The 25,939-nt window shown below is 67.4% G+C and carries 26 protein-coding genes; 16 read left to right on the plus strand and 10 right to left on the minus strand.

Features of this window, described 5'->3' with window-relative positions; genetic code table 11:
- Window positions 1-7: 7 nt before the first annotated feature.
- Window positions 8-886, plus strand: coding sequence for a DMT family transporter (locus tag AC3RCC_RS13315; RefSeq protein ID WP_492258671.1), 879 nt, complete (start codon window positions 8-10; stop codon window positions 884-886).
- 9 nt (window positions 887-895) lie between these two features.
- Here the strand turns inward: AC3RCC_RS13315 and AC3RCC_RS13320 are convergent, their stop codons facing one another.
- Window positions 896-2,227, minus strand: coding sequence for a hypothetical protein (locus AC3RCC_RS13320; protein ID WP_492258672.1), 1,332 nt, complete (start codon window positions 2,225-2,227; stop codon window positions 896-898).
- A gap of 156 nt (window positions 2,228-2,383) precedes the next feature.
- Here AC3RCC_RS13320 and crcB point away from each other — a divergent pair, with 156 nt between their 5' ends.
- From crcB to AC3RCC_RS13365, 9 genes are all read left to right on the plus strand, one after another.
- The gene (gene crcB, locus AC3RCC_RS13325) at window positions 2,384-2,767 is read left to right on the plus strand and encodes a fluoride efflux transporter CrcB (protein WP_452119854.1); all 384 of its coding nucleotides are present in this window, start codon (window positions 2,384-2,386) and stop codon (window positions 2,765-2,767) included.
- Entirely contained in the window at window positions 2,764-4,026 is a 1,263-nt protein-coding gene (locus AC3RCC_RS13330) for an RluA family pseudouridine synthase (protein WP_492258673.1), read from the plus strand. The genes crcB and AC3RCC_RS13330 overlap by 4 nt, the downstream gene beginning before the upstream one ends.
- Before the next feature lie 106 nt (window positions 4,027-4,132).
- Window positions 4,133-4,639, plus strand: a complete 507-nt coding sequence (locus AC3RCC_RS13335) for a hypothetical protein (protein WP_492258674.1) — start codon at window positions 4,133-4,135, stop codon at window positions 4,637-4,639.
- A gap of 90 nt (window positions 4,640-4,729) precedes the next feature.
- Window positions 4,730-5,392, plus strand: coding sequence for an HAD-IA family hydrolase (locus AC3RCC_RS13340; protein WP_492258675.1), 663 nt, complete (start codon window positions 4,730-4,732; stop codon window positions 5,390-5,392).
- A gap of 428 nt (window positions 5,393-5,820) precedes the next feature.
- Window positions 5,821-6,225 (plus strand): hypothetical protein, encoded by a 405-nt coding sequence (locus tag AC3RCC_RS13345; RefSeq protein WP_492258676.1) that lies wholly within the window; start codon window positions 5,821-5,823, stop codon window positions 6,223-6,225.
- A gap of 138 nt (window positions 6,226-6,363) precedes the next feature.
- Window positions 6,364-8,364 (plus strand): acetyl-CoA carboxylase biotin carboxylase subunit, encoded by a 2,001-nt coding sequence (locus AC3RCC_RS13350; RefSeq protein ID WP_492258677.1) that lies wholly within the window; start codon window positions 6,364-6,366, stop codon window positions 8,362-8,364.
- Between the two features lie 210 nt (window positions 8,365-8,574).
- Entirely contained in the window at window positions 8,575-9,195 is a 621-nt protein-coding gene (locus AC3RCC_RS13355) for a glutathione S-transferase family protein (RefSeq protein ID WP_492258678.1), read from the plus strand.
- Between the two features lie 47 nt (window positions 9,196-9,242).
- Window positions 9,243-9,755, plus strand: coding sequence for a hypothetical protein (locus AC3RCC_RS13360; RefSeq protein WP_492258679.1), 513 nt, complete (start codon window positions 9,243-9,245; stop codon window positions 9,753-9,755).
- A gap of 308 nt (window positions 9,756-10,063) precedes the next feature.
- Complete coding sequence (locus AC3RCC_RS13365; protein WP_291640786.1) at window positions 10,064-10,852, plus strand: YdcF family protein; 789 nt, start codon at window positions 10,064-10,066, stop codon at window positions 10,850-10,852.
- Here the strand turns inward: AC3RCC_RS13365 and AC3RCC_RS13370 are convergent.
- Together AC3RCC_RS13370 and AC3RCC_RS13375 are read right to left on the minus strand one after the other, a co-directional pair.
- Window positions 10,822-11,130: a DUF3253 domain-containing protein gene (locus AC3RCC_RS13370; RefSeq protein WP_492258680.1), complete on the minus strand. Its 309-nt coding sequence runs from the start codon at window positions 11,128-11,130 to the stop codon at window positions 10,822-10,824. The two genes, AC3RCC_RS13365 and AC3RCC_RS13370, sit on opposite strands and share 31 nt — an antisense overlap.
- Window positions 11,127-11,846 carry a DUF599 domain-containing protein gene (locus AC3RCC_RS13375; protein ID WP_492258681.1) on the minus strand — a complete coding sequence of 240 codons (720 nt, stop codon included), beginning with the start codon at window positions 11,844-11,846 and terminating at the stop codon, window positions 11,127-11,129. Before AC3RCC_RS13375 ends, AC3RCC_RS13370 begins: the two co-directional genes overlap by 4 nt.
- 224 nt (window positions 11,847-12,070) lie before the next feature.
- Here AC3RCC_RS13375 and AC3RCC_RS13380 point away from each other — a divergent pair, with 224 nt between their 5' ends.
- The 3 genes from AC3RCC_RS13380 to AC3RCC_RS13390 all read left to right on the plus strand — a co-directional run bounded on the left by AC3RCC_RS13380 (window position 12,071) and on the right by AC3RCC_RS13390 (window position 14,818).
- Complete coding sequence (locus tag AC3RCC_RS13380; protein WP_291640792.1) at window positions 12,071-12,481, plus strand: rhodanese-like domain-containing protein; 411 nt, start codon at window positions 12,071-12,073, stop codon at window positions 12,479-12,481.
- A gap of 19 nt (window positions 12,482-12,500) precedes the next feature.
- A complete protein-coding gene (locus AC3RCC_RS13385; RefSeq protein ID WP_291640793.1) occupies window positions 12,501-12,677 on the plus strand; it encodes a hypothetical protein in 177 nt (58 codons plus the stop codon).
- Window positions 12,678-13,021: 344 nt separating this feature from the next.
- Window positions 13,022-14,818: an ABC transporter ATP-binding protein gene (locus AC3RCC_RS13390; RefSeq protein WP_492258682.1), complete on the plus strand. Its 1,797-nt coding sequence runs from the start codon at window positions 13,022-13,024 to the stop codon at window positions 14,816-14,818.
- A 177-nt stretch (window positions 14,819-14,995) separates the two neighbouring features.
- Here AC3RCC_RS13390 and AC3RCC_RS13395 read toward each other — a convergent pair whose 3' ends face one another.
- Window positions 14,996-15,514, minus strand: coding sequence for a gamma-glutamylcyclotransferase family protein (locus tag AC3RCC_RS13395; protein ID WP_492258683.1), 519 nt, complete (start codon window positions 15,512-15,514; stop codon window positions 14,996-14,998).
- Window positions 15,515-15,691: 177 nt separating this feature from the next.
- Window positions 15,692-16,864 (minus strand): isovaleryl-CoA dehydrogenase, encoded by a 1,173-nt coding sequence (locus AC3RCC_RS13400; RefSeq protein WP_492258684.1) that lies wholly within the window; start codon window positions 16,862-16,864, stop codon window positions 15,692-15,694.
- Between the two features lie 214 nt (window positions 16,865-17,078).
- Here AC3RCC_RS13400 and AC3RCC_RS13405 point away from each other — a divergent pair, with 214 nt between their 5' ends.
- The gene (locus tag AC3RCC_RS13405; RefSeq protein WP_492258685.1) at window positions 17,079-18,086 is read left to right on the plus strand and encodes a hypothetical protein; all 1,008 of its coding nucleotides are present in this window, start codon (window positions 17,079-17,081) and stop codon (window positions 18,084-18,086) included.
- 296 nt (window positions 18,087-18,382) lie between these two features.
- Here the strand turns inward: AC3RCC_RS13405 and AC3RCC_RS13410 are convergent, their stop codons facing one another.
- Complete coding sequence (locus tag AC3RCC_RS13410) at window positions 18,383-19,384, minus strand: helix-turn-helix transcriptional regulator (RefSeq protein WP_492258686.1); 1,002 nt, start codon at window positions 19,382-19,384, stop codon at window positions 18,383-18,385.
- A gap of 244 nt (window positions 19,385-19,628) precedes the next feature.
- On the opposite strand from AC3RCC_RS13410, the gene AC3RCC_RS13415 reads away from it, so the two are divergent.
- Together AC3RCC_RS13415 and AC3RCC_RS13420 are read left to right on the plus strand one after the other, a co-directional pair.
- Entirely contained in the window at window positions 19,629-20,516 is an 888-nt protein-coding gene (locus AC3RCC_RS13415; protein ID WP_492258687.1) for an acid phosphatase, read from the plus strand.
- 75 nt (window positions 20,517-20,591) lie between these two features.
- Window positions 20,592-21,626, plus strand: coding sequence for a DUF1254 domain-containing protein (locus AC3RCC_RS13420; RefSeq protein ID WP_492258688.1), 1,035 nt, complete (start codon window positions 20,592-20,594; stop codon window positions 21,624-21,626).
- Between the two features lie 75 nt (window positions 21,627-21,701).
- Here the strand turns inward: AC3RCC_RS13420 and AC3RCC_RS13425 are convergent, their stop codons facing one another.
- The 4 genes from AC3RCC_RS13425 to AC3RCC_RS13440 all read right to left on the minus strand — a co-directional run bounded on the left by AC3RCC_RS13425 (window position 21,702) and on the right by AC3RCC_RS13440 (window position 25,939).
- Window positions 21,702-22,571 (minus strand): SDR family oxidoreductase, encoded by an 870-nt coding sequence (locus tag AC3RCC_RS13425; protein ID WP_492258689.1) that lies wholly within the window; start codon window positions 22,569-22,571, stop codon window positions 21,702-21,704.
- 92 nt (window positions 22,572-22,663) lie between these two features.
- Complete coding sequence (locus AC3RCC_RS13430) at window positions 22,664-23,665, minus strand: CorA family divalent cation transporter (protein WP_291640813.1); 1,002 nt, start codon at window positions 23,663-23,665, stop codon at window positions 22,664-22,666.
- A 248-nt stretch (window positions 23,666-23,913) separates the two neighbouring features.
- Window positions 23,914-24,855, minus strand: a complete 942-nt coding sequence (locus tag AC3RCC_RS13435) for a glycoside hydrolase family 25 protein (RefSeq protein ID WP_492258690.1) — start codon at window positions 24,853-24,855, stop codon at window positions 23,914-23,916.
- 151 nt (window positions 24,856-25,006) lie between these two features.
- Complete coding sequence (locus AC3RCC_RS13440; RefSeq protein ID WP_492258691.1) at window positions 25,007-25,939, minus strand: glycoside hydrolase family 25 protein; 933 nt, start codon at window positions 25,937-25,939, stop codon at window positions 25,007-25,009.

The raw sequence follows: 25,939 nt of genomic DNA on the forward strand, positions 1-25,939 counted from the left end.
GCCGTGCATGTCCAGCTCGTCGCCTTCCCGACATCCGCTGCGCGGCATCCTGCTGATGCTGGGTGGGATCGCCTGCCTCGCCGCTTCCGATGCCGCCTCCAAGCTGCTCGCGGCGACGGTGCCGACGGCGCAGATCATGTGGATCCGCTTCGTCGTTTTCGCACCCCTTGCCGTGCTGATCGCGCTGCGCGCCGTCGGTCGTGCCGGCCTGCGCTCCCGGCAGCCGCTGCTGCAGGTCATCCGCGGCATCGGACTGCTCGGCTCGGGCTTCGGCTTCATCGCCGGCATGCAGTTCCTGCCGTTGGCCCAGGCGACGGCGGTGTTCTTCGTGGCGCCGCTGCTGGTGATCCTGCTGTCGGTGCCGCTGCTCGGCGAGGTCGCGCGTGCCCGGCAATGGGCGGCCGTCTGCCTTGGCCTGCTCGGCGTGCTGATCATCGTTCGGCCCGGCTCGGCGGGCTTCCACCCGGCGCTGATCTTCCCGGTGATCTCGGCGGCGTCCTGGGCCTTCGCCTTCGTGATGGCCCGGAAGATGCGGGCCGACAGCCCGTTGCTGACGCTGGCCTACACCGCCGTCGTCGGGCTGATCGTCTGCACGGCGCTGCTGCCGTTCTCCGTCGTGCCGCTCGGCTGGCGCGAGATCGGCATCGGCCTGGTGACGGCGAGCTTCTTCGCTGCGGCTCAGTTGCTGCTCATCCTGGCCGTGCGCTTCGCTTCGGCCAACGAGCTCGCGCCCTTTGCCTATAGCCAGCTGATCTGGGCGGCCCTGTTCGGCCTGCTGATCTTCGGCAACCTGCCCGATGCCTGGACACTGGTCGGCGCAGTCGTCATCGTGCTGAGCGGGCTTGCGGCGACGAGCGGGGCCAAGCGCGCAACGATCTCGGCGTGAGCGAGGCCGTCAAAAGCTCCGCTCGAGGAAAATCTGCGTCGAGATCTGCCGCCCGGCCAGCCCGGCCTGGATCTCGCGGCCGCTGATCGCGATCTTTGCCCAGGCAATGGAGCTCTCGATCCCGGCCTTGAAGCCCTCGACCGGCGTCCAGACGATGTTCGCGGCGACGCGGTCGATCCTGATCTCGCCCTTCGTCTGCCCGGCGAGCGGCACCGCCAGCCAGTAGCGGCTGAGATAGGCGTTGGTCGCGATCTCATCGGTCCATTCGCGTCGCGTCGAGACCAGGGCCGAGAAGCCGCGCGTCGGATCGCTGCCGAGCAGCACGCGGTTGACCAGGCGCCCGTCGAGCTGCGAGCCGATATAGGGCGCGGCGTCGATGCCGCCGGCGATCTGGGCGGTCAGGCTGCTCGTCGCGCCGAAGAGTTCGCTTTCATAGGTCGCGCCGAGAATGCCGGCGCGGCCCGGCCGCGCCGAGCCGCTGGGCGCCTCGCGCAAGGCGAGCGCGCCGTGCACGGTCCAGTCCCCGGCTTCGTAGACCAGGCGCGCGACGCCGTCGGGCACGGAACGGCCGGGGGCGAGGGAGGTGACGGAAGTGGGGGGCTCGGCTCCGCTGGTCGTGCTGGTCGCGGAGCCGTTGCCCAGCGCCGTGTCCTCGAGGGAGAGCGTCGCCGTCCAGTTCTCGGTGAGCGGCAGCTCCAGGGCGATCAGACCGACGGTGCGGGAGGGTGCACGCGTCGAGAAGATGAACTCGTCGCCGGTCCAGAAGGAAAAGCGCGAGGTGTCGAGCCCGAAGGTCCAGGGGCCGATCAGGATCGTCGCCTCGTCGAGCGTGGTCTCGCTGACGCCGGAGACCGGGCTGTTGATCGTGAAGCCGAAGGCGGAGGCGACGCGCAGGCCCGAGGCGAGCTCGTGCGAAGTCGCGATCCGGAAGGCGGCGCTGGTCAGCATCGAGGTATTGGCGGAAGGCGGCGCGGGGACGGAGAGCGAGGCCTTGAAGCTGTCGTTCTGCAGGCCGGCGGTAACCGTGCCGCTGATCGAGAGGCAGGTACCGCTCTCCGGCAGGATCAGCCCGCGCTCCGGCGGATCGTCATCGTCGTCGTCGTCATCATCATCGTCATCCGAGTCGTCGGAACCGTTCTCGTCGTCATCAGCCGCGGCTGCCGCGGCGGCGAAGATCGGCTGTGTCTCGGGCAATGCGATGGTGCAGGCGCGGGCGAAGCTGGCCGCGAGCGGCGGGCGGGCGGGCAGGCGCGCCGGAGCGGCGACGGCAGTCGAAGCCAGGACGAGGCAAAGCCCGCCGAGCGGCAGGAACCCTGGCCGCGGCCGCATCGCGCCAGCCATGGCGGTGCCTGGGAATCGCTCGGTCACTGTCGTTGCCGTTCACCCGTTCCGGCAATTTCTGCGGCGGTGCCGGTGCCGAAGTCAATCGGGGGGCGGGCCGGGCATGCCCAGGTGATTTCGTTTGTGCCGACCGGCTGCGCTGGCTATTGCATGGTGATGACCTCCACGCTTCTCGTCTTCCTTGGCGCCGGCATCGGCGGCGTGCTGCGGCACGGCGTCAACCTCGCCACGCTGAGATGGCTCGGTCCCGGATTTCCGTTCGGGACGATGGCGATCAACATCCTCGGTTCCGGCCTGATGGGGCTGCTCGTCGGCTGGCTCGCCTTCCGGGCCGGAGAGGGCTGGACGCAGCATGGCAGGCTCTTCTTCGCCACCGGCGTCCTCGGTGGCTTCACCACTTTCTCCGCCTTCTCGCTCGATGCGGTTCTGCTCTGGCAGCGCGGCGATCTCGCCATGGCGGCATTCTATGTACTCGGCTCGGTCGTTCTGTCGCTCATCGCGCTGTTCACCGGGCTCGCTCTGGTCAGGGGACTGTCATGAGGTCGGGCGGCAAGGGCACCGGGGGCAAAGGCGCGCGCGGCAGCGGCACGGGCGGCAAGCCCGCCGGCGGCAAGGGCGAGGGCTCCCGTCCGCCGGCGCGGGCGGGCAAGCGGCCGAGCCATGATGCACGGCGCCAGGCGCAGGCTGCGGCGCGCAGCCGGCCGGAAGGCCTCCCGGCTGCGACCAGGCCGGCCCCGCGCCGGCCGGTGGCAGCGGCGCAGACCCGCGCCGAGGTCAAGGCCGAGACCGCCCAGGTGCTCTCGACCGGCGTGCAGCAGCTCGTGGTGACGCCGGACGAGAACGAGATGCGGATCGACCGCTTCCTCGAGGCGCGGTTTCCGCAACTCTCCTTCAGCCATATCCAGCGCATCGTCCGGAAGGGCGAATTGCGGGTGGACGGCAAGCGCGCCGACAGCAAGGACCGGCTCGAGGCCGGCCAGACCGTGCGCATCCCGCCGCTCAAGCTAGAACAGCAGGCCGAGCGGCCGCGCTCGGCCAAGGCCGATGCCGACACGATCGGCTTCCTGCGCTCGATCACGCTCTATGAGGACGACGACGTCATGGTCCTCAACAAGCCGGCGGGCCTCGCCGTGCAGGGCGGCTCGGGCACGACGCGCCATGTCGACGGCATGCTCGAGGCGCTGACCGGCAAGGACGGGCAGAAGCCGCGCCTCGTCCACCGGCTCGACAAGGATACGGCCGGCTGCCTCGTCATCGCCAAATCGCGCTTTGCTGCCGCGACGCTGGCCAAGACCTTCCGCTCGCGCTCGGCGCGAAAAGTCTACTGGGCGCTGGTCGCTGGCGTGCCGCGCGTGCGCCAGGGCCGGATCTCGACCTATCTCGCCCGCGAGGAGGCCTATGATGGCGACCAGCGCATGGCGGTGGCCCAGCATGGCGAAGACGGCGCCATGCATGCCGTGACTTATTACGCGGTGGTCGAGACCGCGGCACAGAAGCTCGCCTGGCTCTCGCTGAAGCCGGTGACCGGCCGCACCCACCAATTGCGCGCCCACACCACCCATATCGGCCATCCGATCGTCGGCGATCCCAAATATTTCAACATCCAGAACTGGGAACTGCCCGGCGGCATCCAGAACAAGCTGCATCTGCTGGCGCGGCGCATCGTGCTGCCGCATCCGCGCGGCAAGGGCACGATCGACGTCAGCGCACCATTGCCGCCGCATATGCGCCAGAGCTGGAACCTGCTCGGCTTCGAGGATGCACCCTACGACCCGATCGTCGATGCGCCCGACGAGTAGGGCTTCGCACCAATGGGTTGTGTGACCTAGCGTAAGAACACTTGCGGAACAAAGCGCGTTATGTTCTAAGTTTGTTCCTGTGAGGGTTCATCACGGGAGGCTTTCCATGTCGCGCACCGCCTTGTTCGCCGCCGGTCTCGTTCTCGCATTCTCCTCCGCCGGCCTGGCCCAGACACAGCCGACCCCGGGTTCGGCGGCTGCCGGGCCGCAGACCGCTACCGTTTCCGACGATCCGATTCCGCGCGCCGCCCGGGCCGAGGCGCGGCGTGACTGCTATGCCGAGAACATCGCGCTCTCGGGCGAGGATCTGCGCCGGGCGATGCGCGCCTGCATGCAGGAGCGTTTTCCGGGCGTGCAGCTCTATGCCGCCGACGGGCTGACCCGCGACGGCAGGCCGACCGCGGCGACCGCCCGCGCCCTCTGCAAGCAGCAGGCCGATGGGCGCAAGCTTGCGGGCAGCGAGCGGACCGCGGCGCTGGTCGCCTGCTTCAACGAGAAGCGGCCCGACCTCGCCCAGCGCGCCGAGTGCCGCAAGGAGGCGCGCGGCAAGGGGCTGGAGGCGCAGGCTCTGCGCGCCGCGATCGCCGAATGCGCCAGAGGCGGCCAGGGCTGAGAGGCCGGGGCGGGCCTGTCAAGGTGCAAGCATGAGGCCTCTGCGCCGGCGACGCTGGCGCAGGGGCGTCAAGCCGGCTAAAGCGCCGGCATGAACCTCGTGATCTTCGACCTCGACGGCACCCTGATCAATTCCGAAGCGATCATTCTCGAAGCCCAGTTCGAGACATTCGCGCGCTGCGGGCTCACGCATCCCGGCCGCGAGGCCGGACTCGGCATCGTCGGCCTGAGCCTGGATATCGCGCTGATGCGCCTCGCCGGACTCGAGCGGCCGGATGATGTGCTGACCGAGACCTATCGCCAGGTCTTCGGCGCGATGCGCCTTCAGGCGGAGAGCGATCCAAAGCTGGCCGAGCCGCTGTTTCCGGGCGTCGCCGAGATGCTGGCGGCGCTGGCGCAGCGGCCTGACACGGTGCTCGGCATCGCCACCGGAAAGTCGCGGCGCGGCGCCGACTATATCATCGAGCGCCATGGCTGGCGCGACCTGTTCGCGACGACCCAGACCGCCGACGACGCCGCCTCCAAGCCGCATCCGGAGATGATCCTGCGGGCGATGCGCGAGACCGGCGCTCGGCCCGAGGCGACCCTGATGATCGGCGACAGCAATTTCGACATGGAGATGGCGGTCGCTGCCGGGGTGGCGCCGGTCGCGGTGTCATGGGGCTTTCAGTCGGTTCCGGCGTTGAAGGCGGCCGGAGCTGCGCATGTGATCGAGGACTGGGCGGCGCTGCCGGGGTTGATCGGCAAGCCCTAGCACGCGGCCCGGGTGGACGGGCGCCGCTCGCCGTCATGCTCGGGCTTGATCCGAGCTCCCCGCGCGGAAGAGGCGCTGGTCGGCGCTGCCTCGTCACGCGCTTCTCGGATCGCCGCGGAGCTTGTCTTCGGGCCGTCCCAAGGTCGGATCCGAGGACCCCGTCCGAGCATGACGCGAGCGAGGACGCGATGGCCTTGCCGTGGTGAAGCGGCGCGCCGCAGGCCTTCAGTGGTTTTGGTAATAACCGCGCAACCACATCGACTCAGACCCGTTTAACCTGAACAGGCGTTCAGATTCTCGAATTAACCACCTGATCAGAAGCGTGGCTGCATCGTCTCCTCACAACAGGGACGTACCGGCACAAAACAACGCCGGACAGGGGTCGAACAATGATCAGCCATGAACTTCGTGAATTCGTCGATCGTGTGATGGACAGGCATGCGATCGACGACGAAGACGTCAAGATGCTTCAGCGCGAGATCTTGAGCGATGCTGTGATCAGCCGCGAAACGCTCGACATTCTTATCGCGCTCGACCGCGCCATTCTGGTCAAGGCCGCGTCCTTCGCCGATTATCTGGTGGCGCTGACCGTCGACTTCGCGGTCTGGGAATGCCGCCCGACCGGGGTGATCGATCGCGACAAGGCGCATTGGCTGGTGACCACGCTCTCGGCCGGCGAAGGGCCGACACAGACCGCCCAGCGGATCGGCTTCGAGATCGTCCGCGAGGCGCAGAGCTGCGACGAGGCGCTGGTCAGCTTCGCGCTGCGCAAGGGCGATGCCCGGATGCGCGGCGTCAGCTTCCAGCCGGAGCGCCTGTTCCTGGCGAGCTGAGCCGGAACTGGTACGAGGGCGGGTGTTCGAGCGCTGGCTGCTGCAGCCCGCCGGCCCGGCCGATCAGTGGACGGAAAGGTCCCACTCCCGTAAATCCGGCTATGCGCCATCAAGGCCGCCGGGCGGGGGAAACCAGCGATGTTCACGAAGATCCTGATCGCGAACCGCGGCGAGATCGCCTGCCGAGTGATCAAGACGGCGCGGCGGATGGGGATCGCGACGGTCGCGGTGTATTCGGATGCGGACCGCGAGGCGCTGCATGTCGAGATGGCCGACGAGGCCGTTCATATCGGGGCGGCGCCGGCCGCCGAATCCTATCTCCAGATCGAGAAGATCATCGCCGCCTGCAAGGCGACCGGCGCCGAAGCGGTGCATCCCGGCTATGGCTTCCTCTCCGAGCGCGAGGCCTTCGCCAGGGCGTTGAAGGAGAACGGCATCGTCTTCATCGGGCCGAACCCCGGCGCGATCGCGGCGATGGGCGACAAGATCGAGTCGAAGAAGGCGGCGGCGGCGGCCAAGGTCTCGACCGTGCCCGGGCATCTCGGCGTGATCGAGGACCCCGACCATGCCGTCAGGATCGCCGACGAGATCGGCTATCCCGTGATGATCAAGGCCTCGGCCGGCGGCGGTGGCAAGGGCATGCGCATCGCCCATTCCTCCGGCGAGGTCGCCGAGGGTTTCGCCCGGGCGCGCTCGGAAGCGGCCTCGTCCTTCGGCGACGACCGGGTCTTCATCGAAAAATTCATCGTCGATCCCCGGCATATCGAGATCCAGGTGCTCGGCGACAAGCATGGCACCGTGATCCATCTCGGCGAGCGCGAATGCTCGATCCAGCGCCGCAACCAGAAGGTCGTCGAGGAGGCGCCGTCGCCTCTGCTCGACGAGGCGACCCGGCGCAGGATGGGCGAGCAGGCGGTCGCGCTGGCAAGGGCGGTGAACTATGACAGCGCCGGTACGGTCGAGTTCGTCGCCGGCCAGGACAAGTCCTTCTACTTCCTCGAGATGAACACGCGCCTGCAGGTCGAGCATCCGGTCACCGAGATGGTCACCGGCATCGACCTCGTCGAGCAGATGATCCGCGTCGCCTATGGCGAGAGGCTGGCGATCAGCCAGGAGGATGTGAAGCTGAACGGCTGGGCGGTCGAATCCCGCGTCTATGCCGAGGATCCGACCCGCAACTTCCTGCCCTCGACCGGGCGGCTGGTGACCTATCGCCCGCCCGCCGAGGGGCGCGACGGCGAGGCCACGGTGCGCAACGACACCGGCGTCTATGAGGGCGGCGAGATCTCGATCTATTACGACCCGATGATCGCCAAGCTGGTGACGCATGCGCCGACGCGCGAGGCGGCGATCAGGGCGCAGGCGCGGGCGCTCGACGCCTTCGCGATCGACGGCATCCGCCACAACATCCCCTTCGTCTCGGCGCTGATGCAGCATCCGCGCTGGATCGCCGGCGAGCTCTCGACCGGCTTCATCGCCGAGGAGTTCCCGGAGGGGTTTGCGCTGCCGCAGCCGCAGGGCGAGGTCGCCTTGCGCATGGCGGCGATCGCGATCGCCTGCGACCACCGGATGAACCAGCGCAAGCGCAACGTCTCGGCGCAGATGCAGGGCTGGCGCAAGGTCGAGTTCGAGCGCGCCCGCATCGTCGAGCTCGGGGGCGAGCGTTTCGCGGGCGAGGTCTCCGAAGAAGGCGGGGCGATCGTGATCGCCTTCGGCGAACGTCGCGTCAGCCTCGCCAGCGACTGGCGCCCGGGCGAGCCGGTCTGGCAGGGCACGCAGGGCGGGATCGCCATCGCGGCGCAGGTCCGGCCGATCCTCAACGGCTTCGCCCTCGGCCATGCCGGCGCCTATGCCAATGCTCATGTCTACACCGCCCGCGAGGCGCAGCTTGCGGCGCTGATGCCGGAAAAGGCTGACGCCGATACCGGAAAATTCCTGCTCTGCCCGATGCCCGGGCTGGTCAAGGCGCTCTTCGTCAGCCTCGGCCAGGAGGTCAAGGCCGGCGAGCCGCTCGCCATGGTCGAGGCGATGAAGATGGAAAACGTCCTGCGCGCCGAAAAGGACGTCACCATCGCAAAGATCCTCGCCGAAGAAGGCGACTCACTCGCCGTCGACGCCGTCATCATCGAATTCAAGTGAGCGCTTCGTCATTGCGAGCCCCCGGGTCTTACCTTCGGCAAGCCCGAGGACAGGCTCCGCGAAGCAACCCAGAAGCATGGAGCTCTGCCGCCCCTGGATTGCTTCGTCGGCTGACGCCTCCTCGCAATGGCGGGGGCGCCTGACCGCGCCGCTTGCCTTCGTTCGTTCGCCGTCTGATTGTCGCGCCCCCATGAGGCGAAGGTGACGAACATGCTGACGATCTTCGGGCGGATCAGCTCGATCAATGTGCAGAAGACGGTGTGGGCGGCGGGCGAGGTCGGCCAGCCCTTCGAGCGGATCGATATCGGCGGGGCGTTCGGCGGCAACAAGGAAGCGGCCTATCTCGCCAGGAACCCGAACGGCCAGATCCCGACCCTGGAGGATGGCGAGGTCTGCATCTGGGAATCGAACAGCATCGTGCGCTATCTCGCCGCCCGCTACGGCGCCGGCTGGATCTGGGAGGAGGACCCGGCCCGCCGCGCCGATGCCGATCGCTGGATGGACTGGATGCTGGCCGAATTGCAGCCGGCGATGACGCCGGCCTTCTGGGGGCTGATCCGCAAGACGCCGGGCTATACCGAGGCGGCGGTGATCGAGGCCGCGATCGGCCGGACCGAAGCCAAGCTCGACATCCTCGAAGCGCATCTGGCGGGCCGCACCTATCTCGCCGGCGAGCGCTTCGGCATGGCCGACATCACGGTCGCGCCGGGCGCGCATCGCTGGCTGCATATGCCGGTGCCGCAGCGGGAACGACCCAATCTGGCGCGCTGGTATGCCCAGGTCGCGGCGCGTCCGGCCGCGCGCCCGGCGCTGCCGCTGCCGGTCACGTGAAGTGTCGCGGCCTTGACCGCGCCGCGCCGCCCGTCATGATCGTGACGATGCGTCAGACGACACTCCTCGCCACCGCGTTCCTGCTGGTTTCCGCTGTGCCGGTCCTGGCGCAGGCTCCGGGCAACACTGTGCAGCCGGCCGACCGGCTGCAGATCGCTTCCTGCATGCGCCGAGGCGCGGCAACGACCGCCGCCTGCATCGGTTCGATCGCCGTGCCTTGCGTGCGCGCCGCCAGCGGCGATCGTCGCGATGCCGAGATCGTCTGCGCGAGGCGCGAGGAGGCGGTCTGGCGCGAGCGTCTGACGCTGGCTACGCAGATGCTGGGCCGCTCGCTCGACGCCGGCGGGCGCAGCCAGTTCACAGCACTGCAGCTCGTCTGGGAAGGCTTTGCCGTGCAGAAATGCGCCTTCTATGGCAGCGCCCAGCCGGCGGCCCGCTCGGCCGGGCTGCAGGCCGGCTGCGAATTGCGCGAGGTCGCCCAGCGGGCCCTCGAAGTCGAGCGCTTTGCAGCCGGACGCGGGCGCCGCGCCCCGGCGAGCCCACCGCAGATCATCCGATAGGCCCCCTGCGGAGGGCGGCTACCGTGCCCGCGGAAGCAAGAAATCCCGTAGGCGTCGCTGCCAATGCTCCCTGGTCGTCCCGGGCGTAGCGCAGCGGAGACCCGGGACCCGTGCCAGAACCTTCATGGCCAAGTGCTCCGGCATGGATGCTGGAGCAGCGCGGCTTTGCCGCTCGTCCGGGATGACGCCGTTTCAGGTGTGAACGGCGTTGCCATGCGGTCAAGGCGAGGGGGGCGAATATTGGCGCATCGCCATAACCTCCCGTCAGCTTTCATCGGCTATGGAAAGGCCCGCGCAGAAAGGCCGCCATGTTCTTCGCTCTCTCCAAGATCGTCTGGTTCCTGGCTTCGCCGGTGAACCTCGCCATTGGCGGGCTCGCACTCGCTAGCCTGCTCGCCTTCACGCGTTTCGCCCGGCCGGCGCGCTGGCTCGGGCTGTTCTGCGCCGCGGTCCTGGTCGCGCTCGCCTTCAGCCCGCTGCCGCGCATCCTGATGCGGCCGCTGGAGGACCGCTTCCCGCAGCAGGCGGTGCATTCCGGCAAGGTCGACGGCATCATCGTGCTCGGCGGGGCGATCGGCGTCGCGCGCGAGGACATCGTGCTCAACAATGCTGCGGCGCGGATGACCAAGGCGGTGGAGCTGGCCCGCGCGCATCCCGAGGCGAAACTGGTCTTCACCGGCGGCGGCGCCAATCTGCTCTCCCCGGTGGTCCGGACCGAGGCCGATGGGGCGCGCCTGCTCTTCCTGGCGCTCGGGCTGCCGGAGACCCGCCTCGTCCTCGAGGACAAGTCGCGCAACACGCTGGAGAACGCGGTCTTCACGCGCAGGCTCGTCGATCCCAAGCCCGGGGAGCGCTGGCTGCTGGTGACCTCGGCCTGGCACATGCCGCGCGCCATGGGCGTCTTCCGCCAGGCGGGTTTCGACGTCGAGGCCTTTCCGGTGGATTTCCTCACCGGCGGCGAAAGAGCCGATTTCTTCCGGCCCTATCGCAAGGCGGCGCGCGGGCTCGACATCGCCGACGACGCCTTCAAGGAATGGGTCGGCCTCGTGGTCTATCGCCTGGCCGGCTATTCCAACGCGCTGTTCCCGGGGCCGTAATCCTCGCCCGCTTCCGGCAGGCGCAGGCGGTAGACGCCGCGGAAATCGTCGGGATCGACCGGCTTGCCCTTGCGGATGATGACGAGCCTGCCTTCTTTCATCAGGCGAATGGCGAGATGGCGGATCGGCTGCATCAGCGGTCCCCAGCCGTCGGGATGGTCGCCGCCGACCGCGCGCGCCGCATCGGTGGCGGAGATCGTCCGGCCGGAGCCGCGCTCGCCAAGGAGGTTGAAAATCGCCGCTTCCAGGGCGGCGTCGCGGTCCTCGCGCGGGCTCATCGGTCGGTCTCCGCATTCGGGGGCTGTGACGGCGTTGGCCGCCGGAAGACGCGGGTGGCGTCGGAGGCGAACTGGCGCCGCCACATCGCCGTCAATACCGCTCCGGTGAAGCCGATAAACGCGACCGGGCCGAGGAACCAGCCGAGATAGGCGAGGGCGAAGAAGAAGGCGCGCTGGCCGCGGTTGAAATGCCGACCGGCGGCGATGTTCATCTGGGTGGTCTCGTGCACGGCCTGCTCGATCTCGTCCAGCGTCGCTTGGCGCGGCGAGGGCAGGGCGCCGAGCAGGATCACGCAGTAATTGAACAGCCGGTAGCTCCAGGCGAATTTGAAGAAGGCATAGCCGAAGATCGCGGAAAGCCCGATCACCTTGATCTCCCAGACCGCCGCCGTGGTGGTGCCGGCGAAGGGCAGATCGGCGAAGAGCGCGACGACGCGGTCGGTCGACTGCAGCAGGGTCAGCGAGCCGCCGATGGCGATCAGCGAGGTCGAGGCGAAGAAGGCGGTGCCGTTCTGCAGCCCGCCCATCACCTGCGTGTCGACGATGCGGTTGTCGCGCTCCATCGCCTCGCGGATCCAGCGGGCGCGGCGCGAATTCATCACCACGTTGAGGCTCCGGCCGGAATGCGGCCCGATCTCGACCGCGAAATGATAGCCGAGCCAGGACAGCAGGAAGAAGGCGAGGGCGATGGTGTCGAGCGTGGTGAATCCGGCCATGGGTTCTCCTAGAGCCGGATCCGACCAGATGATCGGTGAAACCGTCTCTCACTTTAAGATAAAGGCCGCTCTGTCGGTCAGCTTGTCGTGCAAGCCGATCGGAACGGGCTCCAGCGGCGCGCAGATTGGCTGCGGGGCCGGCCTGCGGCAAGTGCGATTGACGCGGCCCTGCACAGGCGCCACCTTGCGCGCCGCGCCGGAGACGGGCGCATGGGGAGGCCGGGATGCCGCAGACGATCACCAAGGGCTACAAGGCGCTGCTGGCCGAGGCCGAAGCCAAGGTGAAGACGCTGTCGGTCGAGGAGGCGCAGGTGCTGTCCGGGCGCGACGACACGGTCTTCGTCGATCTGCGCGATCCGCGCGAGCGCGAGCGCGAAGGCAAGATGCCGGGCGCCTTCCATTGCCCGCGCGGCATGCTGGAATTCTGGATCGACCCGGAAAGCCCTTATGCCAAGCCGGTCTTCCAGGAGGACAAGCAGTTCGTCTTCTTCTGCGCCGGCGGCTGGCGCTCGGCGCTGGCGGCGCAGGTGGCGCAGGAGATGGGGCTGAAGCCGGTCGCGCATATCGCCGGCGGCTTCGGCGCCTGGAAGAAGGCCGGCGCGCCCTTCGAGGAGCCCGAGCCCAGGAAGGGCTGAGAAGGGCTGAGCGGGCGTCTTGTCGCATTTCCTGATCGTCCTGGCGGTCGTCGCCTTCCTGTTCCGCAAGCCGCTCGGCCGGCTGATCGCCCGGAAATTTCCGGACCGGGCGAAGCGCCAGCGCGTGCTCGGCACGATCATCGCCGGCTTCCTGCTGGTGATCGGGATCAGGCTGCTGGCGCTGTTCTGGAAGTAGGCATCTCTCGCGAATCGTCGCGCGCGGGTGACGGTTCATTTCGGCGGGAATGCGAGCGCTTCCTTCCCATGGGCTGCAACCACCCCATGCATCACACGCCGCTTGCACAATAAGCGGGCATGCGGCATTCTGTCTTTCTGGCTCCAACTCATGAAAGGGAGGGCTGAATGCAATTCTTCATCACCGCCACTCCCCCAAAGCGGTCCTTCCACTAGGTCGGACTCGCCCGTGGCCCGCCTCTTCGGCGGCCCGAGCCAATATTTCCATCGCTTTTTCTGAAGCCCGCGGCCGCGGTCGCGCTTCATCTTGATTTGGAGCCGGTCTCTCGCCGACCGGATGCTTTCATGTCTCTTTCCTCGAAACCGGGGCGGCGGGAGCCGTTCCGTGCCGTTCTCGGCTTCACTTTTTCACATTGGGCCCGCCAGCCCTGGCGGGTTGCGGGAGTCGTCTTGACTGTGATGGCGGCGACGGCCGCCGATCTGTTCATGCCGCTCTATGCCGGGCGGCTGGTCGATGCCGTCTCGGGCGAGCGCGCGGCCGGCCTCGATCCGGCCCTCTGGGCGCTCGGCATGATGATCGCGCTCGGTGCCGGCACGGTGTTCTTCCGGCACCTGTCCTTCGTCGGCATCACCGAGATGACGCTGCGCACCATGGCGGACGTTGCCGGCGAGGCCTTCGCGCGTCTGCAACGTTTCTCGACCGACTGGCACGCCAACAACTTCGCGGGCTCGACGGTGCGCAAGATCACGCGCGGCATGTGGGCGCTCGACCTGCTGACCGATACCGTGCTGATCGCGCTGCTGCCTTCGCTGGTGGTGCTGCTCGGCACCACGGTGCTGCTCGCCTGGCACTGGCCGGCGATGGGCGCGGTCGTACTCGCCGGCGCGGTGATCTACATCGCGGTGACGGTGGCGCTCTCGCTCGGCTATGTCGCGCCGGCGGCGACGCTCGCCAACAGCTGGGATACGAGGCTTGGCGGCGCGCTGGCCGATGCGATCTCGTGCAATCCGGTGGTCAAGGCCTTCGGCGCCGAAGGCCGCGAGGACAGCCGGCTCGGCAGCGTGGTGGCGAAATGGGCGCAGCGTACGCGGCGCACCTGGCTGCGCGGCACGACCTCGGGCACGGCCCAGCAGATCGTGCTGCTGGCCTTGCGCGCCGCGGTGATCGGCCTCGTGATCTGGCTCTGGGCACAGGGGCAGGCGAGCCCGGGCGACGTCGCCTTCGTGCTGACCAGCTATGCGGTGGTGCATGGTTATCTGCGTGATGTCGGCCAGCACATCCACAACCTCCAGCGTTCGGTGAACGACATGGAGGAGCTGGTCGCGATGCACGAGCTGCCCTTCGGCGTGCCGGATCGTCCCGGTTCGACGGCGATGAACGTGACGGCCGGCGAGATCGCCTTCGAGCGCGTGACCTTCCACTATGGGGGCCATGTCGAGCCGCTTTATCGCGACTTCTCGCTGACGATCAAAGCCGGCGAGAAGGTCGGCCTCGTCGGGCGCTCCGGCTCCGGCAAGACAACCTTCGTCAAGCTGGTGCAGCGGCTCTACGACGTCACGGGCGGGCGTATCGCCATCGACGGGCGCGACATCGCGACGGCGACGCAGGCCTCCCTGCGCGCCCAGATCGCGATCGTGCAGCAGGAACCGGTGCTGTTCCACCGCTCGCTGGCCGACAACATAGCCTATGGCAGGCCGGGCGCCTCGCAGGCCCAGATCGAGCAGGCGGCGAAGCTCGCCAATGCGCATGAGTTCATCATGCGCCTGCCCAAGGGCTACGGCACGCTCGTCGGCGAGCGCGGCGTCAAGCTTTCGGGCGGCGAGCGGCAAAGGGTGGCGCTGGCCCGAGCCTTCCTGGCCGATGCACCGATCCTGATCCTGGACGAGGCGACATCGAGCCTCGACTCGGAATCGGAGGCGCTGATCCAGGAGGCGATGGAGCGGCTGATGGAAGGCCGCACCACCATCGTCATCGCGCACCGGCTCTCGACGGTGCGCGCCATGGACCGGATCCTCGTCTTCGACCGCGGCACGGTCGTGGAGGAGGGGCCGCACGAGGCGCTGCTGACGCGGCAGGACGGGGCCTACCGGGCGCTGTTCGAGAAGCAGGTCAGCGAGCTGGCGAAAGGGCTGGTGGCGTAGTGCCTTCCTTCTCCCCTTGCGGGAGAAGGTCGCCCGAAGGGCCGGATGAGGGGTCGTGCCAACCTTGTCGGCTGGCGGCAATGCCGTCGGCAGCGTCGCGCGACCCCTCACCCCAACCCTCTCCCGCAGGGGGAGAGGGGGCAACTCGCGCTGATCCGGCCTGCGGCCTCGATGTCCTTACTTCGGCGCGACGGCCCGCGGGCGAACGCCCGGGACCGGGCCGGGCGGCAATGCCGCGCTGGCATCCTGATTCAGGGACTTCAGATCGAGATTCGGCTTGCTCAGGAACTGAGTCATGCCGGCGACGTAAGGCTCTGGCAAAGCCCAGTCTTTCGCTGCGGCGACGACCTGTTCGAGATAGCCGGGCCTGGGCTTTCCGGGCGAGCCGCTGCGCCCGATATAGATCAGCGCCCGCTTCGCCCCGCCCTCGACGATGACCGGTTGGCTGATCTTGACGTAGAGCCCGCTGGCGAGGTCCTCGAACTTGTCGAGCGTGCGGATGTCGCCGAGCGCGCAATCCCAGAGCACGCCATGGACGTTCTCGCGGGGATCGCGGATCACCGTCGCGTAGCCATCCGTGCTGACGATGAAGCGGTGGCGCGGCAGCCGGGCGAGGCCGAGCGGTTTTGCGCGCGGGCAGCGCTGCGCCATGCCGGCGACGTCCATATTGAGGCCATAGGCGAAATAGAGGGGCATCGCGCTTTCCGTCGTGACACTGCCGTCATGGTCGGGCTTGTCCCGACCATCCACGTCTTTCCGCAACCCGCGCGGTGGTCAAGACGTGGATGCTCGCCACAAGGGCGAGCATGACGGCGAGCACGCCATCGGGAGATGCTGGGGTCAAGCCCGAGCATGACGCACTCTGCGAATGCCTCACTTCGTCTTGTTGAACAATTCCCGGCCGATCAGCATGCGGCGGATCTCGCTGGTGCCGGCGCCGATCTCGTAGAGCTTGGCGTCGCGCAGCAGGCGGCCGGTCGGGTAGTCGTTGATGTAGCCGTTGCCGCCGAGCAGCTGGATCGCGTCCAGCGCCAGCTGGGTCGCCTTCTCGGCGGCGATCAGGATGGCGCCGGCGGCGTCCTCGCGGGTGGTCTCGGCCCGGTCGCAGGCCTTGGCGACGGCGTAGACATAGGCCTTGCAGGAGTTCATCGCGACATACATGTCGGCGACCTTGCCCTGGACGAGCTGGAACTCGCCGATCGACTGGCCGAACTGCTTGCGCTCGTGGATATAGGGCAGAACGATGTCCATCGCCGCCTGCATGATGCCGAGCGGACCGGCCGAGAGCACGACGCGCTCATAGTCGAGCCCGCTCATCAGCACGTTGACGCCGCGCCCGACCGAGCCGAGCACATTCTCCTCGGGAACCTCGCAGTCCTCGAAGACGAGCTCGCAGGTGTCCGAGCCGCGCATGCCGAGCTTGTCGAGCTTCTGATGGGTCGAGAAACCCTTCATGCCCTTCTCGATCAGGAAGGCGGTGATGCCCTTGGGACCGGCCTCCGGATCGGTCTTGGCGTAGACCACCAGCGTCTCGGCGATCGGGCCGTTGGTGATCCACATCTTGTTGCCGGTCAGGACATAGCGGTCGCCCTTCCTGACCGCCCTGGTCTTCATCGAGACGACGTCGGAGCCCGAGCCCGGCTCGGACATGGCGAGCGCACCGACATGCTCGCCGGAGATCAGCTTGGGCAGATACTTCTTCTTTTGTGCATCGTTGCCGTTGCGGGCGATCTGGTTGACGCAGAGATTGGAATGGGCGCCGTAGCTGAGGCCGACCGAGGCCGAGGCGCGGCTGACCTCCTCGATCGCGACGCAATGCTCGAGATAACCGAGGCCGGCGCCGCCATATTCCTCCGGGACGGTGATGCCGTGCAGGCCGAGCGCGCCCATTTGCGGCCAGAGATCACGCGGGAACTGGTTCGTCCTGTCGATTTCCTCGGCGCGCGGGGCGATCTTTTCCTGCGCGAAGGCATGGACGGTGTCGCGGATCGCGTCGGCGGTCTCGCCGAGGTCGAAATTGAACGGGCGCGGCGCGTTGGCGAGCATGGTGACCTCCCGGCTGGAAACAGGCGGGGCGCTGCCGCGCCCCTTTCCAGCATTATAGCGCGCGCCCGGCGAGCAAGTCAGCTTGCGGGAGCCGGCAGTTGGTTCTGCGCCGATGCGCAGGCGCTCGCGCGAATGGGACCGGCGATGCGGTCCTCCGGCTTCTCGGCGAAGCAGGCCGCTGCTATCCTGAGGGCGATGGCCGTGCCTGAGCGCGATGTTGTGCGCGTCGATTTGCTTGTTCTCCGAGACAGGTGATCAAATGGCGATCCGTGCTTCCATCCTCGAGCCCAATTACGACTCGTTCTTCGATCCGGCAGGGCCGGGGCGACCGGCACAGATCCGCATCAGGTTGAAGGTGACGCTCGTCCCGCTCGATCCCTCGACCGCGTGGGCGAGGACGGGCCACGGCGCCAAATTGCCGGGGACGCGACCGGGACCGGCGCCGCCATCGCATCTCGCAGCGAACCAGGCCGCCATCAAACGGGGCAGTGTCATCGATGCGAGCAGCCAGCCCGTGCCTTGCCGGAGTTGGCTCGCCAGCGAATGGCAGGCCTTTACCCCGCGCTTCAAGCACACGGTCGAAAATGCCTGGAACAACCAGATGGTGTTCCTGCCGGTCGAAAAAGGCGACACGCTGAGCGACGCGGAGTTCAAGCAGCTGATCGGCAACCCGAAAGCGCCGGCGCATGTCGTGGGCGTGCTCGAAGTCGATCTGCAGCCGGCCGGCGCGGACAGCCACGCCATCATCGAAGTCGCGCATCTGGCGAATCCGGGCGATAGCTTTCGCGATCGGATGACCCGCATCACCGATGAGAGCGTGCTGTTCACCGTGAACCGCTTCACCGCAGGGCGCGCGCGCGGAATCGGTGGCGAGACCGGCCAGATCGCTGCGGCCCATGAGGTCGGCCATTGGCTGCGCAATCCTGGAACCAAGGTCTTCGACCATGTCGATCGCAGCTACGCGCTGACCCTGCCGCGCGCGCAGCAGGACAATGCGCAATATGGCCGCACGCTGGGGCGATATTATTCGATGATGGGCGGTGGAAGCGTGGTGACGAACCATGATGCCACGCCATGGCTATCGCGATTGCGCCGGCACACGCCGATGAAGCTCGGCTGGGTGTATGTGCATCGCCTGCATTTCCGCTGGAGTCCGCAAGACGTGTCGGCACGTCAGAAGCGCATCCTGCTCGCAGCGCAGTTCATGCCGAAGATCGCCTGACCGGAGGGCAAGGGACCCGCAGCTCCGTCGGACAGGGCGCTGGGCATATTCAATACCGGCCTCGCCTCGGGGCGGTTCCTGGTGGGCTCCTGTTTCAGCCTATTGCCTTGCGCGGCTCGAGTGACCGGTAGATCGCCGCGCGTCCGTTCGGACGCGGGCACGGCGATCTATCTCATTGTTATTGCATCGGAGTTTTCCGAAAAGTGGAGTCCACTTTTCGGTCCGATGCTATAGACCGTGCCGCATCACGGCAATCACTCCGCCGCCCGAACGGGATCGCGCTCAACGCAACCAATTCAGCCCAGCCTCGACTGCTTGCGGAACTGACGCGGCGTGACACCCGTCATACGGCGAAAGGCGCGGCTGAAATGGGCGGGATCCGAGTAGCCGGAGGACAGGGCGACGTCGATGATCCGGCAATCGGTGTCGCGCAGCAGCCCGCTCGCATGCTCGTATCTGACGGTGTCGAGTATGTCCGAATAGGTCAGGCCGAGATCGGCGAGCTTGCGTTGAAAGGTCCGGGGAGAAAGGCCGGCAATCCCGGCGATGTCGGTGAGGGCGGTTCTGCCATCGTCGAGATAGGCCGGCAACATCAGCTTGAGCAGCTGGACGATGTCATAGGCCGCAGGGGCGTCCTCGCGATCCTGCAGCGGAGGGAGGCAAGCCGCCGAGCGGTTGGAGAGGCCAAGGAGCGAGACCGGCAGGCTGACCCAGGCGGCATGCTGGTTCGAGAGAAACCGGACATTCGGCCATGCGGCGCGTGTCGCGCGGCTCGGCGCATAGGACGATTCGAAGGCGATCGCCGCCGGCATCCAGTCCGGTTCGGCGAATTGCCTGATGATGTGGATCGGGAAGATGTTCTGGATCCATTGTGTGTGTTTCAGATGCAGCAGCCCCTGTGTCCCGGCGAGCCTGCTGCAGATCCGCACGTGATCATCGTGGTGCTCGATCCACATGCTCAGGATCGTATCTTCCCGCGACGCCCAATGGCAGGCGTGTCGCAGCGCGACGAGCAGCGTCGGGGCGTGGGCGATCAGGACCCGGGTCTTTTCCCTCAGATGGGAAAAATGCAGGCGCTGTGCGGCGAGAAAGCCGAAATCCTCGATGCCCTGGGAGCGCTGTGTGGTTTCCACGAAGCGCAGCGCCGGCAGGAGCGGAATGTAGAGCTCGCTCTTGTCCTCCAGAGAGGATGGCAGCCGGGACTTCTCCAGGAGCTTATCGGTCGGCGCGCCGATATCGTCGAGGATGCCGACGAAAGGGAGCAGAAACTGGCCGCGCGTCAGAGGGATGTCAGCCATTCGACCTCGCCGCGATCATCAGGGTGACGCCTTCCGCAAGGCCGGCTTTCGGGGGATTCGCCGCCGGCGAGATTGGAGCATAGCGGCTCGTGGTTGTCGCGAAATGGCAAGACCGGCGCTCTGCCCATGCGCGAAATGAGCGCGACGGAGTTCGCCTGCCGGCTCGAGGGCAATCGGCGGGGTGCCGGCACTCCGGCGGCTTTTCCTGAGAGGTGACGCGGCGCGGCCCCGCCCTGGCTGCGACATGCTGATTCTAACCGGGCTGTTCGTGAACTCGGCGATGTCGAAAGGGGTGGCAATGCTCGTGACTGGCAATACGGTACGCGCCGCGGCTGTTTCCGCGCTTGCCCTGCTGGCGCTTGGGGGGCGGGCTCTCGCGCAGACCGCCGAGGCCCAGCCCAAGGTCACGGATCCGCATTTCAAGATCGCGCCGGGCTATCTGAAGCAGTCCGACTTGCCGAACAGCCTGCTCCTGCTCGGCTCACCCCCTGAAAAGGACTCGGCTGCCCTGGCCCGGGACGAGGAGGCGCGCAAGGCGACGATCCCCCTGCGAGACAGCGCGCGCTGGAAGCTCGCCTTCACCGATGCCGATCTCGCCTTTCCGCAGGCCGCCGACAATTTCTCCTGCGCGATGGGCGTCAGGATCGACGCCGAGCAGACGCCGCGCCTCTACGCGATGATGCAGAAGACGCTCTCGGATTTCGGCCTCTCCACCTATGGCGTGAAGAACAAGTACAACCGGGTCCGTCCCTTCGTGGTTCACGGCGAAGCGACCTGCCGGGCCGATCAGGAGGCGATTCTGCGGAGCGACGGCTCCTATCCATCCGGTCATACCGCTGCTGGCTGGGGCTGGGCTCTCGTCTTCGCGCAGATCAACCCCGAGCGCTCGAACGCGCTGCTCCAGCGCGGTCTCGAATTCGGGCAAAGCCGCGTGATCTGCAACGCCCATTGGCAGAGCGATGTCGATGCCGGGCGGATCATGGGCGCGGCGACCGTGGCGCGGCTGCAGACAGACCCGGCCTTCCTTGCCGATATCGAGGCCGCGAAGGCCGAGGTCGAGGCTGCGAAGGCGAAGCGGACGGGCCCGGCGCCGGATTGCGCTGCCGAGATCGCGGCGCTGTCCGGGCAATAGTCGATTACCAGCCGGTGCTGCGCGCGATCAGAAACGCCTCGCCCGGCGCCATCCCTGAAAGAAGAGGTAAGTTCCATGTTGCGATTGGTTGGAATCGGTCTCGTGCTCGCATCGGCCGCGCTGGCGACCGGAGTGCTCGCCCAGGAACGCGGCGGCAAAGTGCCGGTGACCGTCGACAATTTCATCCGCGCCGAGACCGACCATTACCTCGCGGCGAACGCAAAGACCGTAGGCGGGTTGGGCAGGTTTCTGCACTCCCGGGAGCCGACGGCGATCGATCGGCAAACGGTCATTCGCATGAACCGGGATACGCTTTATTCGTTTGCCGTGTTCGATCTTGCCGCCGGGCCGGTCACGCTTTCACTGCCTGACACCGGCAAGCGCTACATGTCGATGATGGTCGTCGATCAGGATCACTACCTGCCGATCGTCGCCTACGGCACGCAGCCGGTTACGCTGACCAAGGAAACGGTCGGCACGCGATACGCGTTCGTCGCTATCCGAACACTGGTCGATCCGGGCGATCCGAAGGATCTCGAAAAGGTCCACACGCTGCAGGACGCCATCAAGGTCAGCCAGAAGGATTCAGGGAAGCTCGAGCTTCCGAACTGGGACGAGGAGAGCCTCACGGGCGTTCGCAATGCGCTGCTCGCGCTGGCAAAATACCAGACGTCGTTTCGCGGTTCCTTCGGAGCCCGTGGCGAGGTCGAGCCGATCCAGCACCTGATCGGCACAGCCGCCGGATGGGGCGGCATTCCCGACAAGGACGCCATCTACGCGAGCTTCACGCCCGCGAAGAACGACGGCAAAACGGTCTACACCATCAATGTGCCAAAGACCGTTCCGGTGAAGGAATTCTGGTCGATCAGCGTCTACAATCGAAAGGGATTCTTCGAGAAAAACCCCTACAATGCCTATTCGATCAACGACATCACCGCGAAGAGAAGCGAGGATGGTTCGGTGACCGTCCAGCTCGGCGGCTGTGACGGCAAGATCCCGAACTGCCTGCCGATCGTCGAGGGCTGGAACTATACGGTGCGGCTCTATCGTCCCGAGCAAGCCATCCTCTGCGGCAAGTGGGTTTTCCCGGACGCGAAGGCGGCAAACTGAGCCGAGACGGACCGCCATGCGGGGGGAGGCCGGTTGTCCGCCATGGCGGTCGTCCGTGGCGGGCGGCCTGCGCGGCTAAGCCGACAGGACCCGTTCAGCGAAGAGTTCGGGTCGGGCGGCTGCGATCCTCCAGTCGATCACGCCACCGAAGAGTTCGGCCGCAAGGCTGCAATCGAGGGCGCTGTAATGGGGCCGGCGGACGGTGCCGCCGAACTCCGCCATCGGAACCCGCACAAGCGCTGGCGTTTGCCGCCCGGCACGATGCAGCGCCTCGAACGCGGCGGCGACCCAGTCGGCGCGTGATACGGGCGGCGATCCGGCGATGTGCAGCGTTCTTGGCGTGGCTTCGCCGGCGCCGAGCCGGCCGGCCAGCGCCAGCAGGCGCTCGGCCAGCGGGACGATCGGCGTCGGCGAGCCGATCTGATCGTCGGCGACCCTGACGGTCTCGGTGTCGCCCCGCAACAGGGGCGCGATGAAATCCTCGCCATCGCCGAAGAGCCAGGCCACACGGGCGATGCAGGCCCTGTCGCTGGCGGAGAGGACGTTGCGCTCGCCCTCGGCCTTCAGGCGGCCATAGCTGTTGACGGGCGATACCGGATCCGACTCGCGCCAGGGCCGCAGGGTCTCGGCCCCGAAGACATAGTCGGTCGAGATCTGGATCAGGGGCAGGCCGCGCTCCGCGCAGGCTCGTGCGATATCGCCCGGCGCTTCGGCGTTGACGGCGCGCGCGCGCTCCGGTGCGGTGTCGGAATCCTGGACGCGGCTGAGCGCGGCGGCATTGATCACGACAGCCGGGCGCAGCCGATCGAGCGCCGAGCGGACGGCGGCGGGATCGGTGATGTCGAGTTCCCGGCTCGACAGGCCACGAACGCCCGGGCCTCCGACTTGCGACAAAGCGCGCCCGAGCCGTCCGCCGCCGCCAGTGACAAGCACATTGCTGCGCACAAGCTTTCTCCCGTGCAAGGCTCCCACTCCCGCAGATCCTACGCGGACCATCGGTAAAGGTTCGCTTGCGCCGGAGCAGACCCTCGCGCCACTCAACCGATCACGTTTCGGCGCTTGAGCAGCCAGAAGACCGCGCCCGCCGCCAGCCCCGACAGGCCGAGAATATAGAGCCAGCCGAACTCGGTCTCGAGGAAGGGCAGGGCCTTGGTGTTGACGCCGAAATAGCCGGTGACCAGCGTCGCCGGCATCAGCGTCGCGGTCAGGATCGAGAGCACGTAGAGATGGTGGTTGGTCTGGGCGCTGAGACGGGCGGCGATCTCGTCCTGCAGAAGCCTTGCGCGCTGCTGCACGAGCTGGACGTCGCCCAGCATGGTGTCGACGCGGTGAAGCAGCCTTGCGGTCGCGCTCCTGACCTTCTCGGGTGCTGCCCGCCCCGCGGCCGTCTCCTGGAAGCGGCGAAAGAGCTGGTGCAGCCCGTTGAGCTGGCGGTGCAGCCTGACCGTGCGCCGGCGGATCGCGCCGAGCTTGCGGGCCTCGTCGCCGATCCGGTCGTCGATGATGTGGTCCTCGATCGAATCGGCGTCGTCGGCGAGGCGGTTCACATCCTCGGCGACATCCTCGATCACGAATTCGATGACGCGCTCGAACAGCATTTCGGGGGAGGTGGCGCGAAAGCCCGCCTCCAGCGTGTCGCGGGTCAGCCGCGTCGCCTGCAGGGCCTGGCGGCGGCCGGTGATCAGGAAGCGCTCGCCGACGATCCAGTGCATCATGCCCCAGTCATCGGCGAGGCTGTCGACCTCGCGGACCTGATCATAGGTGATGCCCCAGACGAAATCCGGGTCGTGATAGAGCCGCTGATGCTCGTCCTGCGACAGGAAGACGGCCTGCGCCTCCAGCGGCAGCTCGCTGCGCTCGGCGATCCATTGCTTGGTGCGGCTGTGGACGAGATCGAGATGGAGCCAGACGAATTTGGCGCCGTCGAGGGCGAGTGCGGGGGCCCGGTCGCGCGGCACGAGGCTGGCACGGCCCTCATCGTCGAAGCGATAGGCCCAGATGAAACCGGCCCGGGACTGGATATCCTGAAGTATCGACACGCTGCTTCCGGCTGACGGGATGTCCGCCAGCATCAGCGCCCGTCATATGACGGTTTCGCGACAGTCCGTCTGGCATGTCTGCAAACGAGAGCCTGTTGATCGAAGTCGGGCACGCCGCCGTCATTCTGCGCGAGCCGCGAGGCGGCGCAGACCCGGAGTCCATCGTAGGATACCGAGCTCTACGATGGACCCCGGGCCGAGCTACGCTCGCCCAGGATGAGGGAAGCCACCTGTGAGAACGGCAGGCTCTAGTTTCGCTTGATCGAGCCCGTGCTGGCGACCTGGCGCGTCAGCAATGCCTTCGGCGGCCGCGGGGCCGGCACCAGTGCCGGTGGCGTACCGCGGGCGAGCTTCGTCTCGACGGCCGCGGGGCGTGCGGCCGGTTTGGGCGACGCGACCTTCGGCTCGCCGCCACGCCATTGGCGCGCGCCGATGTCGAAGCGGCCCTCACGCCAGGCGGTGAATTCGCGCTCCGTGCCGAAGAAGGCATTGCGGTCGACATCCCCGGTGATGCCGGGCACGCGGCCGGTCGCGGTGAACTGCCAGAATTCCCATTGCTTGCGCTCATAACGATGGCGCAGCGGCGCCGCGGTCGAGCGCAGCCAGTAGGGGTGGTCGTTGAACTCGCCTTCCAGCACGTCCTCGTGGAAGGTGATGTCGGTGTAGATGATCGGCTTCTTGCCGGTATGCTCCTGCAGGCCTTTCAGCATCTCGCGGATCTTGGCGAGCGCCTTGGCGCGCGGAATCTTCTTGCCGCAGGCTTCCGAATGCCCGTTCCACTCGACATCGAGCACCGGCGGCAATGCGTCGGCGTCGCGCGGGATGTGGCGTTTCATCCAGCGCACCTGATCCTTGGCCGGACGGCACCAATAGACGAAGTGGTAGGCGCCGCGCGGCACGCCGGCCTTCTTGGCGCCTTCCCAGTTCTTGCGGAAACTCGGGTCGATATGGTCACCGCCCTCGGTTGCCTTGATGAAGGCGAAGCGGGTGCCGGCGTCCTTGACCCTGGCCCAGTCGATGTCGCCCTGCCAGCGCGAGACGTCGATGCCCTGGATCGAGCGCCGGCGGGCGTCGCTGACGCCGGCATGCGGGCTGGAATCGCCCTTTTTCGGGTAGAGCGCCTGAGCGGGCGTGGCGCAGAGCAGGCCGAGCCCTGCCGTCATCAGTAGGCGGTAGCCAAGGCCGGGCATGCGCCGCTTTCCTGAACTGGTTTCAGCGCGGCGCGCCATACGGTCCTCCCTGTGTCCAGGCAGGATAGGCGGGCGCCGGGTTAAGAGGTGGTTAGCATTCGAGCGAGCGGCTTCAGCCTTGGTTAACCGGTGAGGCGCTGCCGCCGCCGGCTCACTCCGCCTCGGCTTCGCCCTGCTCGGCGGCCTGGCCGAGGCTCGCCGGATGGAATCGCGATGCCGCGATCGGGGCGGCCGCGCCCGGCAGCGTCGCGACCGGAGGATGTTCGGGGCCGGGGGTCGGATTGGGCGGGACGCCGCGTTCGCGCGTCCAGGTCCGGGTGCCGATGTCGAAGCGGCCCTCGCGCCAGCCGGCGAACTCGCCTTCGTTGCCGTAGAAGGCGTTGCGGTCGACATCGCCCTTGATGCCGGGAATGCGGCCGGTGGTGGTGAATTGCCAGAACGACCAGCGCCGGTTGTTGTAGCGCGCCTCGGGTTTGGCTGCGGTCGAGCGGATCCAGTAGGCGTAGTCGTCGAACTCGCCTTCCAGCACGTCCTTGTGGAAGGTGATGTCGGTGTAGATCACCGGCTTCTTGCCGGTGAGCTGCTCTAGCTCGGTCAGCATCAGCCGGATCTTCTCCAGCGCCAGCGAGCGCTCGACCTTCTTCGGGCAGGTCTTGGAATGGCCGTTCCACTCGACGTCGAGCACCGGGGGCAGGGCGTCGGGATCGTTCGGGATCTGCTGCTTGAACCAGACCGCCTGCTCATGGGCCGGACGGCACCAGTAGACGAAGTGATAGGCACCGCGCGGCACGCCGGCCCGGCGCGCGCCCTCCCAGTTCCTCTGGAAGGCCGGATCGATATGGTCGCCGCCCTCGGTCGCCTTGATATAGGCAAAGCGGGTGCCGGCGGCCTTGACCGAGGCCCAGTCGATCTCACCCTGCCAGCGCGAGATGTCGATGCCCTGGATCGGATATCGGCGCGCCGCCTCGACGCCGGGATGGGGGCGCGCATCGCCCTTGCTCGGATAATGGTCCAGCGCCACGCAACCACCCAGCACGGCGAGCGCGGCAGCGAGGACGAGCGAGGCTGAAAATCGGTGTGGCAT

This window comes from Allobosea sp. GW823-FHT01F03, from assembly GCF_058798075.1.